The sequence below is a fragment of the Oceanobacillus limi genome (assembly GCF_900111445.1).
Taxonomy (GTDB): Bacteria; Bacillota; Bacilli; order Bacillales; family Amphibacillaceae; genus Ornithinibacillus; species Ornithinibacillus limi.
Map to the genome: position 1 here is coordinate 168,385 of NZ_FOHE01000004.1, position 15,302 is coordinate 183,686.

The 15,302-nt window shown below is 36.7% G+C and carries 20 protein-coding genes and 1 riboswitch; of the genes, 8 read left to right on the forward strand and 12 right to left on the reverse strand.

Features of this window, described 5'->3' with window-relative positions:
• Positions 1-4: 4 nt before the first annotated feature.
• The 7 genes from BMX40_RS06470 to BMX40_RS06500 all read right to left on the reverse strand — a co-directional run bounded on the left by BMX40_RS06470 (position 5) and on the right by BMX40_RS06500 (position 3,528).
• On the reverse strand, positions 5-637 hold the full coding sequence (locus BMX40_RS06470) for an HAAS signaling domain-containing protein (protein ID WP_090868031.1): 633 nt from the start codon (positions 635-637) through the stop codon (positions 5-7).
• The gene (locus tag BMX40_RS06475) at positions 634-966 is read right to left on the reverse strand and encodes a PadR family transcriptional regulator (protein WP_090868033.1); all 333 of its coding nucleotides are present in this window, start codon (positions 964-966) and stop codon (positions 634-636) included. The genes BMX40_RS06470 and BMX40_RS06475 overlap by 4 nt, the downstream gene beginning before the upstream one ends.
• Before the next feature lie 278 nt (positions 967-1,244).
• Complete coding sequence (locus BMX40_RS06480; RefSeq protein ID WP_090868035.1) at positions 1,245-1,697, reverse strand: NUDIX domain-containing protein; 453 nt, start codon at positions 1,695-1,697, stop codon at positions 1,245-1,247.
• Between the two features lie 13 nt (positions 1,698-1,710).
• On the reverse strand, positions 1,711-2,274 hold the full coding sequence (locus BMX40_RS06485; RefSeq protein ID WP_090868037.1) for a GNAT family N-acetyltransferase: 564 nt from the start codon (positions 2,272-2,274) through the stop codon (positions 1,711-1,713).
• 16 nt (positions 2,275-2,290) lie between these two features.
• Complete coding sequence (locus BMX40_RS06490; protein ID WP_090868038.1) at positions 2,291-2,887, reverse strand: DUF2785 domain-containing protein; 597 nt, start codon at positions 2,885-2,887, stop codon at positions 2,291-2,293.
• 63 nt (positions 2,888-2,950) lie between these two features.
• Entirely contained in the window at positions 2,951-3,136 is a 186-nt protein-coding gene (locus BMX40_RS20120) for a hypothetical protein (RefSeq protein ID WP_090868040.1), read from the reverse strand.
• Complete coding sequence (locus BMX40_RS06500; RefSeq protein ID WP_090868042.1) at positions 3,133-3,528, reverse strand: VOC family protein; 396 nt, start codon at positions 3,526-3,528, stop codon at positions 3,133-3,135. The genes BMX40_RS20120 and BMX40_RS06500 overlap by 4 nt, the downstream gene beginning before the upstream one ends.
• Positions 3,529-3,716: 188 nt before the next feature.
• Between BMX40_RS06500 and BMX40_RS06505 the strand changes: the two genes are divergently transcribed.
• Together BMX40_RS06505 and BMX40_RS06510 are read left to right on the forward strand one after the other, a co-directional pair.
• A complete protein-coding gene (locus BMX40_RS06505) occupies positions 3,717-4,133 on the forward strand; it encodes a universal stress protein (RefSeq protein ID WP_090868044.1) in 417 nt (138 codons plus the stop codon).
• A 244-nt stretch (positions 4,134-4,377) separates the two neighbouring features.
• Positions 4,378-5,310 carry an ATP-grasp domain-containing protein gene (locus BMX40_RS06510; protein ID WP_090868046.1) on the forward strand — a complete coding sequence of 311 codons (933 nt, stop codon included), beginning with the start codon at positions 4,378-4,380 and terminating at the stop codon, positions 5,308-5,310.
• Between the two features lie 48 nt (positions 5,311-5,358).
• Here BMX40_RS06510 and BMX40_RS06515 read toward each other — a convergent pair whose 3' ends face one another.
• Entirely contained in the window at positions 5,359-6,633 is a 1,275-nt protein-coding gene (locus BMX40_RS06515; RefSeq protein ID WP_090868048.1) for a S41 family peptidase, read from the reverse strand.
• 183 nt (positions 6,634-6,816) lie between these two features.
• Between BMX40_RS06515 and BMX40_RS06520 the strand changes: the two genes are divergently transcribed.
• The 4 genes from BMX40_RS06520 to BMX40_RS06535 all read left to right on the forward strand — a co-directional run bounded on the left by BMX40_RS06520 (position 6,817) and on the right by BMX40_RS06535 (position 9,643).
• The gene (locus BMX40_RS06520; protein WP_090868051.1) at positions 6,817-7,542 is read left to right on the forward strand and encodes an ABC transporter ATP-binding protein; all 726 of its coding nucleotides are present in this window, start codon (positions 6,817-6,819) and stop codon (positions 7,540-7,542) included.
• Entirely contained in the window at positions 7,539-8,303 is a 765-nt protein-coding gene (locus BMX40_RS06525; protein ID WP_090868053.1) for an ABC transporter permease, read from the forward strand. The genes BMX40_RS06520 and BMX40_RS06525 overlap by 4 nt, the downstream gene beginning before the upstream one ends.
• Positions 8,304-8,607: 304 nt before the next feature.
• Positions 8,608-9,039, forward strand: a complete 432-nt coding sequence (locus BMX40_RS06530; RefSeq protein ID WP_090868056.1) for a MarR family winged helix-turn-helix transcriptional regulator — start codon at positions 8,608-8,610, stop codon at positions 9,037-9,039.
• 1 nt (position 9,040) lies between these two features.
• Positions 9,041-9,643: an alpha/beta hydrolase gene (locus BMX40_RS06535; RefSeq protein WP_090868058.1), complete on the forward strand. Its 603-nt coding sequence runs from the start codon at positions 9,041-9,043 to the stop codon at positions 9,641-9,643.
• 46 nt (positions 9,644-9,689) lie between these two features.
• On the opposite strand, the gene BMX40_RS06540 is transcribed toward BMX40_RS06535, so the two are convergent.
• A complete protein-coding gene (locus BMX40_RS06540; RefSeq protein ID WP_090868060.1) occupies positions 9,690-10,643 on the reverse strand; it encodes a calcium/sodium antiporter in 954 nt (317 codons plus the stop codon).
• A gap of 123 nt (positions 10,644-10,766) precedes the next feature.
• Entirely contained in the window at positions 10,767-11,609 is an 843-nt protein-coding gene (locus BMX40_RS06545; RefSeq protein ID WP_090868062.1) for a VOC family protein, read from the reverse strand.
• Positions 11,610-11,862: 253 nt separating this feature from the next.
• Positions 11,863-11,907: riboswitch (PreQ1 riboswitch) on the forward strand.
• Between the two features lie 6 nt (positions 11,908-11,913).
• Between BMX40_RS06545 and BMX40_RS06550 the strand changes: the two genes are divergently transcribed.
• The gene (locus BMX40_RS06550) at positions 11,914-12,399 is read left to right on the forward strand and encodes a QueT transporter family protein (RefSeq protein WP_090868064.1); all 486 of its coding nucleotides are present in this window, start codon (positions 11,914-11,916) and stop codon (positions 12,397-12,399) included.
• 112 nt (positions 12,400-12,511) lie between these two features.
• Positions 12,512-13,279 (forward strand): DUF3891 family protein, encoded by a 768-nt coding sequence (locus BMX40_RS06555; protein ID WP_244513398.1) that lies wholly within the window; start codon positions 12,512-12,514, stop codon positions 13,277-13,279.
• Positions 13,280-13,321: 42 nt separating this feature from the next.
• Here BMX40_RS06555 and BMX40_RS06560 read toward each other — a convergent pair whose 3' ends face one another.
• Positions 13,322-13,915 (reverse strand): lysophospholipid acyltransferase family protein, encoded by a 594-nt coding sequence (locus tag BMX40_RS06560; protein WP_090868068.1) that lies wholly within the window; start codon positions 13,913-13,915, stop codon positions 13,322-13,324.
• A 232-nt stretch (positions 13,916-14,147) separates the two neighbouring features.
• Complete coding sequence (locus tag BMX40_RS06565) at positions 14,148-15,245, reverse strand: mechanosensitive ion channel family protein (protein ID WP_090868070.1); 1,098 nt, start codon at positions 15,243-15,245, stop codon at positions 14,148-14,150.
• Positions 15,246-15,302 lie beyond the last annotated feature (57 nt).

A 15,302-nucleotide genomic window follows, 5' to 3' on the forward strand; every position in this document is an offset into this window, starting at 1 on the left:
CGATTTAAACAGACGCTTTTCTACCCCATCGATAGCCAAGCCAGCTAACAGGATATAGTAAAGCTGTAAGTACAATACATGCGATCATAAACGGTACATTTATCAATGGCTGAAACCATTCATGAGGGATCAATTTAAATATAATTAAGTACATGAGAACTAAATTTGGAATGACCGACACAAAAAATGTTTTCCTTAATAGCTTACGTCCCCGATGGCCGAACTCTCTTCCAATTTCATAGCCCAAAAGACCCCAAAATAATATGTATACCAGCATAATAATAATGGAAATATCAGTAAGCTCCGCCCAAAGAACTTCAATCCAGGTCCAATCAAGCACATTATAACTTAATGTTAAAACAGCTCCACCAATAAATAATGTTAAATTCAAAAGTACAAATAACCACTGGGTTTTTTGTGGCGTAATACGTGATTCCTGCTTCCACATGCTCGCAATTTCTTTTGGTGTGCCTAGTCGGTCAACAACTTGGTCGTAAAGTTCATCCTCTGAAAAGGACGCTTCCTTTTTCATTTCCCAAATATGGGCGTGGTACTCCTCCAAAATAGAGCTCTTATCCGGATGGTCGCCAATCTCCTCAGCCAATTCTTGGAGAAATCGTTTGCCACCATCCGTCATGATTCACTTCTCCCGATAAGGTTGTTCATTACTTGAACATATCGATGCCATTCACTTGTTTTTTCTTGTAGGATTTCCTGCCCTTGTGGAGTGATTCGATAATATTTACGGGCTGGTCCCTTTTCTTGATTCTTCCAGTAACACTCAATATACTCTTGCTTCTCCAGTTTATGAAGCGCCGGATACAATGTACCCTCCTTCATTTGCAGGTGGTGCTCACTGCGTTGATCCATTTCCTTTACTAATTCATAACCATACATATCACGCTCATTTAACAACTGTAGTACTAGTAAGGAAGTACTCCCTTTGACAAGCTCCCTATTAAACATGTTTTTCACCTACCTAGAAATATTAGGTATCTATACTATAGATAATTTATTATTATTTGTAAAGACCTATGCAATAATTATTAAAAAGAATTTTTAATCAGTAGGGGATTTCATCACACACTGATTGTTAAAAAACAAATCGGACATTTGACGTTCAGTTGATCCCCCCACTTATCTACTTAGCTTTACCACATAGGTTTGCAGTGAGGGGCTTACAACGCACAGGACGTGCTAGTGCCGACAATGTACAGGACGACTCGTTTATCCCAACTCGCCAGTTATATCCGGGATAAATATTTTAGAACCTGCAAATCAACACAATCATATGTAGTTAACTGCGTCTCTTGATCCCATAGCATGATTTCCGTGGTTTCCTCATTTTTAATTAACGGTTGTATTTCGAATACTTTCTGAAAATAAACAGGATTATATTGAACCGTACCATCAATAAGATTTTCCACCTTGAGCAGTCCTTTCAATTCCATATCCTGTACAACTTGACCTGTTTCCTCATACAGTTCTCGTATCGCACAACGAAGAGGTGTTTCATCTTTTTCCCTACTCCCTGCAGGTAACTCCCATTGCTTCCTCCACTTATTGTAGCAAAGTAAGTATTTCTCATTGCATGTTATAACAGCAAAAGAACCTGCTAATGGTTGGTAGGATTCGATCCTATTTTCATTTATTTGGATAAAGTCAAGAAATTGACGCCCATGGTTATTTTTAATCATATGGTCACCACGCTCATTTTACGACCTTAGCATAGATACACGTATCCCGTAACTCTTTTCCATCGACTGAAAGTTCATCATTTTTTAATATCCCCTCTAGTTCAAAACCTAGTCTCTCCGGCACAGCCCGACTTTTTACATTCTTTGCATCACACTGAATCTCTACTCGCTTGGCATTTAACTCTCTAAAAGCGAAGTTTGCGATGCCTTCCACCGCTTCGGTTACATATCCCTTCCCACTGTGACGCGTATCTATCCAATATCCGATTTCAAACTTTGGAATATCCCAGTCGATTCGATGTAAACCCGATGAAGCGATATATTCACCAGTTTCTTTACGGAAGACGATAAAACGAAGATCCTCTCTTTTCAAAAATTTCACGTAAGATTCTCTAATATTCGCTTCTGTTTCCTCTTCTGTTTGTTGTTTTTGAGCAAACGGCATCCAAGGTTTTAATTCATTAATAGAGGCTGTTATAGCTTCATGAATGGCTTTACCATCCCCAGGCATTGGCATACGAATAAATAATCTCTCCGTTTCAATTTCATGTGGGAATTCTAGTAAAATTGGGTTCATTTTGTTAACTCCTTCTTTAAAAATGATAATAGGGCTCATTTAGTTGTCGCAAAGAATATTTGATTAGCGTTCTTAGCTCCTCATTCTGATCTTTTGCTTCTAAATGAAAATATAAACTATGTAAAAATTGTTTAAAATTAAATCGATACATCAGTAATGCTTCATCATCTTCAGGGAATACATTACATAGTTCCGCAACCTTCTCCCGGATTCTTTTCATGAGGACATAATCATTCCCCTCCGATTGCAGTATGGTAATAATAGGAACAACCATACGTTCATTTTCCTCAAACAAATAGGAATCGTTTTGGAAACACATTTTTTCAACTATTGCTAGAAGTAATTCCTCACGCAGGTTTTTGGATAGTTTTGACTGTTTTAGCCCTTCAGTAATGGCATCTGCTACGTGTGCAATGCTATGCGCCCATCCCTTACCTTCCACTAACCCTCTTACATCAACTTCTCGGTTCACATAGTCTAGTAACTTATTCATACTAGAATCGATTTCAGTAGCAGACAAGAAATCACCCTGATGATTAACATAGAATATTAAAGCAACAATCAACGAGGAAAAGGATCTAGTAAAAACACTATCATTCGCCTTAGCACCAATTTGATAAAATAAATAGTCCTCACTGAGACACGTTTCTAGTAGTTGTTTTAACTGTCTTTCAGATTAATAACCGTTAGCTATCAAATAGGAAAAGGTTCGATATATCAACGAGTCCCTCAACTCTCCATCGGGATCACCTAAATGTTCCAGCATAGCACTCGTAAGTTGTCGTATGTCAACGGATTTTATATTTTGAAATTCATCCTGCTTCAAACCCTTTAATGTTTCTCGTAATAACGTACGGTTCATGGCGCCACAATCTCTACTTTAATGCAATCAGGATCCTCGAAGTAAACCGCGTAATGATCCGAGCCACCAGCATATGGATGCTTTTCTTCATAAAGAATAGAGACTCCCTTTTGTTTCAATTTATCCGTTAGTTCATTTACTTGTTCTCTTGATTCTGTATGGAACGCTAAATGGTTTAATCCAACACGCGAGCGGTGATATGGTACGTCACGAAAACGCCCCTCTACTTGAACAAATACAATATATGTATCGTTCAACCTCCAACTTTGCCCCTTCTCCCAGGATTGGAATCGATCATACCCTAGTTCATTTAAGAGCCAACCCCAAAAATCAACGGTAGCCTGGAGGTTTGATACATTCATTTCAACATGGTGCAACAACCCTTTCTTCATCTATACACACCATCCTCTGTAATTTAGTAACCATTATAACAAAAGATAGTAACTTAGAGCGCTAGTTATCGAATTATTTCAAAAATATTTTTATTTGACCGTGCGATTCATGTTATACTAGGTTAATAGTTAAATGAAAGCACTTCCTTTTCACATCTAGCATACCCTATATAAAAGGTGGGATAATGATGTTTAACAAGATTCTTATTGCAGCTGATGGTTCAGAGCACTCCATTCGTGCAGGGGAAAAAGCATTTGAACTTGCAGGCTATAATCCAGGATCAAAAGTCGATATTCTTTATATAGTAGACCCCAAGCATTCAAAAGGTGAAGTTTTAAATAGCTGGGGAAAAGATGCTGTAGACATACGAAAAGAAAAACTGGAGATTATTGTTCAAAAGGCAAAGCAATCAAAAGTGAATTTTGAAGTAGTTTTCCTTCATGGGGATCCAGGTCCCACCATTGTGAACTATGCGAATAAACATGAGTTTGATGCAGTAGTTATCGGAAGTCGTGGCTTAAATGCTTTTCAAGAAATGGTCTTAGGAAGTGTAAGTCACAAAGTTGCAAAACGAGCCAATTGTCCAGTACTCATCGTAAAGTAAAAACTCCCATTAGGGAGTTTTTTAGATTTCGTTATTTGTATCAGGATTGCATATACATTTCTTAAAACCTAGTTATTTGATATGATTACTTTAGAAAAAGGTTATTTCATAGAAGGTTGTAATTTTAAGAACAAATAGATTGTCTTTCGCTCCACTGCAACCATTTTTATCGAAGCAAACTAACCATGTAAAGCAACACTCTGTAGATAATAGCCTAAATAATTAATATGCGAGGTGCTCCATTATGGCTGAAAAAATATATATCCTTCATGAAAATGAAGAATGGACGGATCATTTGATTAAGCGGTTAGATGAACTTAACTTACCTTATGAAGAATGGTTTTTAGATAAAGGAACGGTTGACTTAACATCTACTCCACCTAAAGGTGTTTTTTACAATAGAATTAGCGCATCCTCTCATACAAGAGATCACCGCTATGCTCCTGAATTAACCGAAGCGATTCTCGCATGGTTAGAACGCCATGGTAGGAAAGTCTTTAATGGTAGTCATGCACTAAGGCTTGAAGTGAGCAAAGTAAACCAATACATGGCACTAAACGGCTCACAAATTCGCACACCGAAGACCGTTGCTGCCGTTGGCAAAGCAGAAATTATTCAGGCGGCGAAGGAATTAAATCTACCTTCCTTTATTACGAAGCACAACCGTGCTGGTAAAGGACTAGGTGTACAATTGTTCCATTCGATTGAAGCCTTATCGGAATATGTAGAAGGACCAAGTTTCGAGCCTTCCATCGATGGGATTACATTAATTCAGGAGTATATACAAGCACCAGAGCCATACATCACTCGTTGTGAATTTGTTGGCGGGAAATTTATTTATGCTGTTCGGGTAGATACATCCGAAGGGTTTGAACTTTGTCCAGCAGATGCATGTACAATAGATGACCTATTCTGCCCGGTTGGTGAAGAAGCTGAAGAAAAACCAAAGTTCGAGATAATAGAACACTTCGACGATCCAATCATCGAAAAATATGAGAAGTTTTTACAACAAAATAACATTGATGTAGCTGGTATCGAATTTATTCGTAACAATAATGGGGAAATATTCACCTATGATGTCAATACGAATACCAACTACAACTCAGATGCTGAAGCAAAGGCAGGAAAGTACGGGATGTTGGAGCTGGCTAAATTTCTTGGGAGTCAACTGGATTAACATAAAAAGCACCTAAAACCAATTAATGGATTTAGGTGCTTTTGTTCTTCAAACTGTTGCCTTACTATGCAAAATACGTAATGCCTCTTCCATGTCAACATCTTTTTCAATATGTTCAGGAGTCCAAGGCATATATACATCAGGTTTAATACCAGGTTCTGCAAATGGATCCCGTTTATCTAGCTGGTCTAATCGTGAAGTTGGATAACCAAATTTAAATTGGTTACCCCAAGTTATTTCAGTTAAATTAGAATAGTCATTTACTCCCATCGTTGGTCTTCCAATTACGCTTACCTTGGGTGATTTTTTACAAAAGTACACAAATATATCCCCTGCACTTCCACAGTAGTTATCCGATAATACAATAATATTTCTCGGATATTCATCTCCATATACTTCCACTTCATCGTCATTAGAATCAAATGCAACAAAGCCTTTTCCTATATGTTCTTCCCAAGCTTGTTTAAATAGGACTAAATTATTCCGCGTTTTTTCATCCTTAATTTGTTTAATTGTTTCCGATAGCGATCTTATTGTACTTTCTGCATTGCGGGTTGTACAATTAAATTTCATCGCATAATCCTTGTAATTAATCATCATCGGCTGACTTGGAAATAAATAGTTTACCAAACTATGATAAGCGAACGTACTACCACCATAGTTCACCCGTACGTCTATAATTAGATTGTCCGTCTGAGTTAGTTCATTTTTATGCTCTTCAACTAGTTTAGTTATGGTGTCCACATCAAAAAAATCAGTTAATGTCATACATAACGTATTTGCATCTATTCTTGAAATAGTATGAATCGGCCTGTATTCTTCTTTCTCATATCTTTTCAACTCTACCAAACGACTAGTTCCCTTTTTGTCCATAACCTCAGCAACTCTATACTTGGATATAACTTTTCTCCAATCCTCTCGCTCTGCCTTCTTCTCCATCAATTCTCGCTTATGTAACTGAACCAAATCAAGAACAGGAATATTATCTAGAGAAACAATTGCATCTCCAAGCAAAAAACGCTCTTCTTTTCCTACTTTAGTTACATATAACTTATCCTCAAACCTTCTTACTCGGAATCCATTACTATATTCTTTTTGTTGCTCCGATTTAATGAGGTTAAATCCCATATGTGGATCCTTAAAATCCAACAGATAATCCTGTACGATTTCAACAAATTGATCTGCCGTTAAACCATTATCCTTTTCTAAACCCCTTATTATATTCCTATATTTCTCAGGGTCATCCCACCCCTTTTTATCAATATACCCTGCATAATCATGCTGCATAATATCGACTACCTCATCAAATATTTCCAGATACATCGCTACACCTCTTATCTAAATATTCTTGATTTAATCTTAACGTAGATTAGTTCTTTTGAACATCCTCCTTTGGTTAATCCTTCCTACTTCAAGCCAAAAAAAGTCGATGTTAAAATAAACTAGAATTGTATCCTTTATACATGGAACATTAATTATAGAAAGAAACTCAAGGATGTGAGAGATATGAGCAACCAAGCTATCGTTGAATTTAAGGATGTAAACTACTCTGCTGATGGGTTACATATATTAAAAAACGTTACCGGATCCTTTCCAGAAGGGAAAATTACTACCCTTGTTGGTCCTTCAGGCGCAGGTAAATCCACACTATTTAAACTTTGTAATGCGTTGAAATCCCCACAATCAGGGGAAATTCTTATCAAAGGAAAATCAATCGATAACTATGATCCAGTCGAATTAAGACGAAACGTTGGAATTGCGCTACAAAGTGCAACAATGATAAAAGGAACCGTGCTTGAAAACCTAGAGCTTCCATTAGTATTACAGGGTAAAAATATTGAAAAGGGTTTTGCTGAGGAATTACTTCACGATGTCGGACTAAGTAGTGAATTTCTAAACCGTAGTGCCAAGGAGCTATCCGGTGGACAACGACAAAAACTATCGATTGCGCGGACACTTGTTAACTACCCAAAGATTTTATTATTAGACGAGATTACATCATCTTTAGACCGAGTGTCACAACACGATATTGAGGAATTAATCGTAAAAATTAACAAAAAATATGGAACAACCATAATTTGGATTACACATAATTTGAAACAGGCCTTAGAAATCGGCCACTACACATGGGTTATGATGAACGGGGAAGTAATCGAAACAGGAGAAAGCTCTTTCCTACATTCCCCCAAAAATGAACGCGTCCTACAGTTTGTAAAGGGGGAATTAGATTGAGTTACCTAACATTATCCATTACCCTGATATTTGTACTGATCCCATTAACCCTATCAAAAACACTAAAATTAGGTTTGGAAAAAGATACAATCATCGCGACAGTACGGTCGATCATTCAACTACTTGCAGTAGGCTATGTTCTTCAGTATGTATTTGATGCAGAGCATTACATTTTCATTGGACTGATGATCCTACTCATGATCGCAGCCGCGACGCAAAATGCACGGAGAAAAGGAGCATCGATTCAAGGAATCACATGGAAATTAATCGTCACTTTCATTTTTATCGAAGTATTAACACAGTGCATTTTACTTGGACTAAATATTACACCACCTACAGCTCAATATATTATTCCCATTAGTGGTATGGTTATTGGCAATTCAATGGTACTTGGCATTCTGTTTTTAAATAGATTCACCGCAGAAGTCGAGTCACATCAAGACGAAACTGAACTTATCTTATCGCTTGGAGGAACGCCAAAACAGGCTATTCATTCACAACTCATTGCATCCATTAAAGCTAGTACCATTCCGACTATTGAAAGCCAGAAAACCATTGGCCTCGTCCAACTACCTGGTATGATGAGTGGTCAAATTATTGCCGGAGCAGATCCCGTACAGGCGGTTCAATTTCAATTGCTCATTCTCTTCATACTTTTAACAACAGCAGTCGTCACGAGTATTGCCCTTGGATTTTTATCCTACCCTACTTTATTCAATGAACGAATGCAGTTTTTAAAATGGGAGGATAATGATAGCTAAGCACCTCGTATAGGTGCTTTTCGCTTTTACAGAAATGGAACATTCCATGATGCCAGCTGTCTCTTAAAAGAATCATATTCGACATAAAATTGATCATAAATTAAATAATTGGCTCATTTATTTCCTTATTTGCTCATATTTATATTTTTTCGCTCAAAATCGACAAGTTCATGCTCATAACTTTACTGAATCATTTCAGCCTTACATCCCCCCTCTATTTGACAACGCCTCTATCTCACGGTAAAATTACATTTAATTCAAGATATTTTAATTCAAAATACATTCGTAACTGAGGTGCGATTCGATGAGTGAGAATTTATCATTAAAAGCCTTTGTTGTCTTAATGAAAGCTTCTAAGTCGATTCAAGAACAAGTAAAAAAAGATATTCGTGATCATGGAATGAAGAGTTCGGATTTTGCTGTACTTGAGGCTTTGTACCATAAAGGTAGGCAAACCATCCGAGAGATTTCAGAAGCCGTGTTGATAAATACAGGATCTATTACGTATGTAATAGACAAACTAGAAACGAAAGGATACTTGGAACGAAGCAATTGTAAAGAAGATCGCCGGGTTGTATATATCCAAATCACAGACCAAGGCAAAAACTTAATGAATGAAATTTTTCCAAAGCATCAAAAAGTAATCGATAATATATTTGCCAACGTGACAGATGAAGAGAAGAACCAATTAATTGATATATTAAAACGAGCAGGCAAACAAATGGGAGGGCAATAAAATGAAGCATATTTTCCAAAAAGGGAACGACCAAGCAAAACCTACTTTATTATTACTACACGGAACAGGTGGAACTGAACAGGATCTTCTTCCACTTGCCGAAAAAATTGACCCAGATGCAAATATTCTTAGTGTACGTGGCAACATACTTGAAAATGGCATGCCTCGTTATTTCAAGCGTCTAGCCGAAGGTGTTTTTGATGAAGAGGACTTAATCTTTCGCACGAAAGAATTAAATGAATTCCTCGATGAGGCTGCGGAAAAATATGATTTTGATCGTCGTAATATTATCGCAATCGGCTATTCCAATGGGGCCAACATTGCAGCTAGCTTGATGTTCCATTATCAAGAAGCATTAAAAGCAGCTATTCTTCACCATCCAATGGTACCTAGAAGAGGAATTGAATTACCCGATCTTTCTGGAAGACGGGTATTCATTGCTGCTGGCAAGAATGACCCGATCTGTCCCGCACAAGAATCGGAGGATCTGAAAAACTTATTAGCAGATGCAGGAGCTGATGTAGTTCTTCATTGGGAGAATATGGGTCATCAATTAACTTTAAATGAAGTAGAAACAGCAGGAAAATGGTATCAAAATATATAAATCAAAAACCCGTTCACAATTAAATTTGAACGGGTTTTCTTTTTCATTAATTTCTTATAATAATATATATTAAGTAAATTACATACGCCAACACGAGGACATACCCTTCCGATTTTCCAACCTTATATTTCGTTCGTGAAAAAATTAATAACATAATTGTTAGAACCATCATTGCTTTAATATCAAAAAACACTTTTCCCTCTACAGGCAATGGCGTAATTACGGATGTAGCACCTAAGACAAATAAGATATTAAATATATTACTTCCTACAATATTCCCAAGGGCAATCTCACTCTCTTTTTTCATTGCTGCAACAATTGATGTGACAAGCTCGGGTAGGGATGTACCAACTGCAATAATGGTCAATCCGACAAGCGTTTCACTCATTCCCCATGAATAGGCAATCTCCGTACCATTCCGAACAACTAATTCCCCACCTAGAATAATCCCCGCTAGACCAAGTATAGTAAAAATTATATTTTTACCCCACTTAATGTCTTGTGGAACAACCTCATCTGCATTACTTTTTCTACTTTTCATCGCAACTTCAAACACATACGACATAAATATTACTAAAAATAAAAGGAGGATTATCCCATCACTACGCGTAATAAAATTTCCGTCGAAGTCCTGTAAAAAAACATCACTAATTAAAACATAAAGTACCGTAGTTGCTAATAATGTAAATGGTATCTCTTTACGTATTGTTGCACTCTCAACCTTTAATGGAAAGATTATAGCAGCAATTCCAACAACTAAAGTAAGGTTAAACATATTACTTCCTACTACATTCCCTAAGCTCACTCCAGCGGTTCCCTCTACAGCAGCTATAATACTGACAGTCGCCTCCGGTGAACTCGTTCCAAAAGATACTATTGTTAGTCCAATTAAGATGGAAGGGACTCGTAACAACCGTGCAATATTAGAGGAACCATCCACAAAAAAATCTGCACCTTTAATCAATAAGGCAAATCCAACAACCAATAAAATGTACGTCATAACTTCCTTCCTTTATCTACATAATCTTTATCTTATAGTGTGTTCTTGAATATATTTCACATTCAAGGATCACTATTATAGTACTACGTAGGATAGGCAGAAAGATACTCATACACAATCAAATTAAAGAACCGTAAGCTTTATTCTATTGCCTGCTGGATCCTCCACTGTATTTTCATTCGATACGGTTGCACCAATATCCTGTAACTGTTGAATTATTTTTTCACGGGTCGTTTCATTCGGAATAACTAGACGGAGCCAATTTAAGCCCACACTGTTTTCAGCTGGAGATTTGGCACCTACTCCATTCCACACATTGAGGCCAATATGGTGATGATAGCCACCATATGAAGCAAATAAAGCTCCTGGGTAGTTCGTTACGATGTCCATCCCTAATCCATTGACATAGAAATTCTCCGTTTCTTTTAAATCCGCTACATGCAAATGAATATGTCCCATCACCGTTTCTTTCGGCATACCATTCCATGATTTTTCAGATTCATTAATTAAGCTATCCCCATCTAAAGGTTCCGTAGCCATAGCTACTTGACCATCTTTCCAATTCCACTCTGTAGATGGACGATCCCGGTAGACTTCAATACCATTTCCGTCTGGATCATTGAAGTATAATGCCTCACTAACGTAATGGTCTGATGCACCTAGTTGAACACCTTGTTGAATGATATGTTTCAAAAAAGCAGATAAATCAGCACGTGATGGTAAAAGAATGGCAAAGTGATAAAGACCAGTTGTTCGTGGTTCTTTTGGAGTAACATTATCTGGCTGCTCAATGGATAAGATTGGCGTTTCACCATCCGCAGTTAATACCACCTTCGAATTCGTTTGCGATAACACGTGAAATCCCAACACATTTTGATAAAAATTTAGTGATTGAGTTAGATTCGTTACATTAATACTTATATCTTTTACAAATATGGTTGGTTGTTGAAAGAATTGTTTTTCCATAGTTGAACTCCTTTTTATTACATTTTTAAATTAGGTTACTTATAGTAATTATTATAAAGATATCCAAGAATTATTGTCAATGAGTAATGATTGAGTCTTTAGGAAAACTAAATTCAACATCAAATTCATTCATAGTTATTGTGGGACAACAATATATTATTTCGAACACAATTTTTTCACGAATTGATCTTCACTGTATTATTTGCTTTCTTAAATCGCCATTAACAGCTATACTAGTAATGGCTTAATCGGAAAGCACGTGGTTCGAAACCATCCCACGATAAAAAACTAAGGAGAGATTCATATGAAAGTTAGAACGTTGGTCATTAATGGACTCATTGCAGCATTATATATTGCTGTATCTGCACTTATTGTTCCTTTTGGATTTACGAATATCCAATTTCGCATTTCCGAGATGTTTAATCATCTGATCGTTTTTAACAAAAAATATTTTTTCGGAATTGTTATCGGGGTATTTTTGTATAATGTTATGTTCTCACCACTTGGTTGGTATGACATGGTGTTCGGAGTTGGACATTCGGTTATCTCATTAGGAATCATTATAGTACTCTCACGTTATATTAAAAATGTACTCATTCTTCTTATAGCGAATACGTTGGTATTTTCATTTAATATGTTTATCATTGCTTTTGAACTAAACCTAGCACTTGAATTCCCATTCTTATTCACTTGGTTAACGACTGCTGCTGGAGAATTAGCTGTTTTGGCAGTAGGTATTCCAATTATGTATGCATTAAACAAACGACTACAGTTTGATAAATTAATTTAAATAGTGTTACACGTCTTTTCACAAGCCAAAAAACTCCACGATCTGCTTCACGTTTTAGCAATCGTGGAGTTTTTCTACTATATGACGTGTGCGCTTTATAAGGAAGGTGGATATGATGATTGTTCGAGAACGAAAAAAGGAATTTGTGATGATTGAACAACATAACCATGCACAGCTATCAGGAATGATCTTATCCAATTGGAAAAGCACTCTTTTTCAAGGGGAATCCTATCGTAAATCTGTTGAGCTTGCGAACTACCTACACGACATTGGTTGGAAGGAATTTGATCAGCAGCCCTTCTGGAATGATAAGGTACAAGCACCTTATACATTTTCCGACTTCCCAATCCATCCTAAGATTGTTCTTTATCAACACGGCATCAATGAAGTCGAAAAAAGAGATCTGTATGCAGCCCTTTTATGTAGCGAGCATTACAAACGATTTCTGATACAGCATACTTCTATAGAAGCTCAGTCATTTGTTAACGAAGAGAACCGCAGGCAACAATGTATTAGGCATAGACTTGAAAACGTAGACAAAGACCTGTTCGATTTCCATTACCGCTTACTTCAATTTGGGGATAACCTATCTTTGTATCTTTGTTTAAATGAACCTGGAGTCACCAATCAAGATATCCATCCCTTTTTCAAAAATGGAATTCCACTTCCAGAAGGAATAACAACTAACTCACACCTAGAATTAACTTGGACAGATGAAAATACGGTTTCACTTCAGGACTTCCCATTTGAACAACCATTTACAGTAACCATCAAGCAAAAGATAGTAAACAAAGATGAAATAGCAAAGAAAGGATTGATACAAGCCTATCAGGAAGAAGCAATGGAAGAATTCCCTGTACAACTTATCCCCTATAATTAACTTAGCTAACTAAATTAAAAAATCACCCCATGGGTGATTTTTCTACATCTTATTCAATCTTTCTTGTAAGTTTATAAATTCTTCATTAATACGAGTCATCATAAGTTCCATCGCTTCTTTTTTTGATTCAGCATCTGGTAAATGAATTGGTTCACCATAAATAAGCTTCGGCTTCACTCGTTTAAATAAATCACTAAAATTATTCGGCCCAACATAGGCAGCCGGGATAATTGGCACCTTTGAGTTGGCAGCTATCGTTACAGCTCCTCTTTTCAATGGTACTTCTTCACTCGTTCGCGTTCCACTTGGAAAGATGCCAACAACTTTTCCTTCTTTTAACAGTCGACGAGGTATTTTTATTGTACTTGGTCCTGGATTTTCGCGATCAACTGGAAAGGCATGTAAGCTTTCCATCAGCCACTTTAGAAAACGAGATTGAAAGAGCTCTTTTTTCGCCATATAATGAATTTTCGTTGGCAATGTAGCAATACCTAACCACAGGATGTCAACCCACCCCGTATGCGTACAGGCTATCACATAACCACCGGAATCAGGTAAGTTTTCTTTTTGATACACTTTTATTCTGCCAAATAAACTTAATATCATTTTCAGAACATTAGCCGCAAAATTGTACATGTGCTATGTCTCCTTTTTGAATCACTTCAATTTCTAGTTATTTATATTTTACCATAAAGTATTAGAACCTAGTACTAATTTTTGTAACAAACTTCTATTTCTAAAGCAACTTGGTGTTCGGAAGTCTTAACAGTCACAACCTTCGTTCTAATTAAACATTCAACGGGATATTCAACATCCCTTTTCTGTTATGAAAAAAAGAAAAGCTAGCTGCAGCTTTTCTCTCATCGTATTAGGAATCTTCTTTCATCCGCAAACCGTTTTGGTGATCCGAATCGGAATCTACATAAAGTCTTCTACTTGGAACAGCAATTTGAACACTTTCTTGTTCAAGAATATCTAAAATTTTCATATTAATTTCTTCTCTAACCTTCAAGTATTCTCCCCAAACTATTGTACTTGTGAAAAAGTAAAGGAAGATCTCTACTCCGTTCTCTTTATACTGATTAAAGTTTACAAAAATTGTTTCCGGATGAACTCCTTCATGTTGATGAAGTAAATCATTTATCTGTTGAACAACACGTTCAATTTTGGAAGTAGGCGTATCATATGTAAGTGTAATATTGAATGAAATTTGCCTTTTTCCCATCTGGCTCCAGTTGGTGATGGATTCATCTGCAAGTCTTGCATTAGGAACGGTTACAAGCGCATCAGCAAATGTCCGAATACGAGTACTACGGAACGTAATATCCTCAACGGTTCCCTCTACACTAGGTGTCATAATCCAGTCACCGATTGTAAATGGTTTCTCCGTAATAATCACAATTCCACCGAACATATTGGACAGGGCATCTTTTGCTGCTAAGGATACCGCTAAACCACCTAGCCCCATCCCTGCAATCAATCCATCAATATTATAGCCAAATTCCTGGATAATGACTGTGAAGCTTATCGCTATAATGATAACTTGTAATGCTCGAGACAATAGTGGAATTAATATTTCATCAATATGAATATCTGTTTTTTCATTAATTTGTCTAAAAATATGCGAGGATGTTGATGCCAGCTGAAATAATCCCCACGTTACTAACACTACCGCTAAAACATGAATGATTTTTTCAAATGTACCATCTGCCTGTGGCTGGAAATATGGGTAATAACGGACTGCAAAGTAAACACCTAAAATGATAAATACCCATTGGACCGGCTTTTCAAAAGCTAATAATATATTATTTAAAATTGTACTTCTTGTTTTCGTCACGAGTCGTAAGATGATTGCAAAGATATACTTCGTAAAAATCTTTCGAAATAACAAGAAAAGCAGGAAAATCCCTACTGCAATTCCCACATCAATTAAATGATCATATGATAATAAAAATTCCCAATCCATTATGTCAATCCTCCTGACTAGAATATATCATACCATACTCCTCTAGTGTGTGATAAT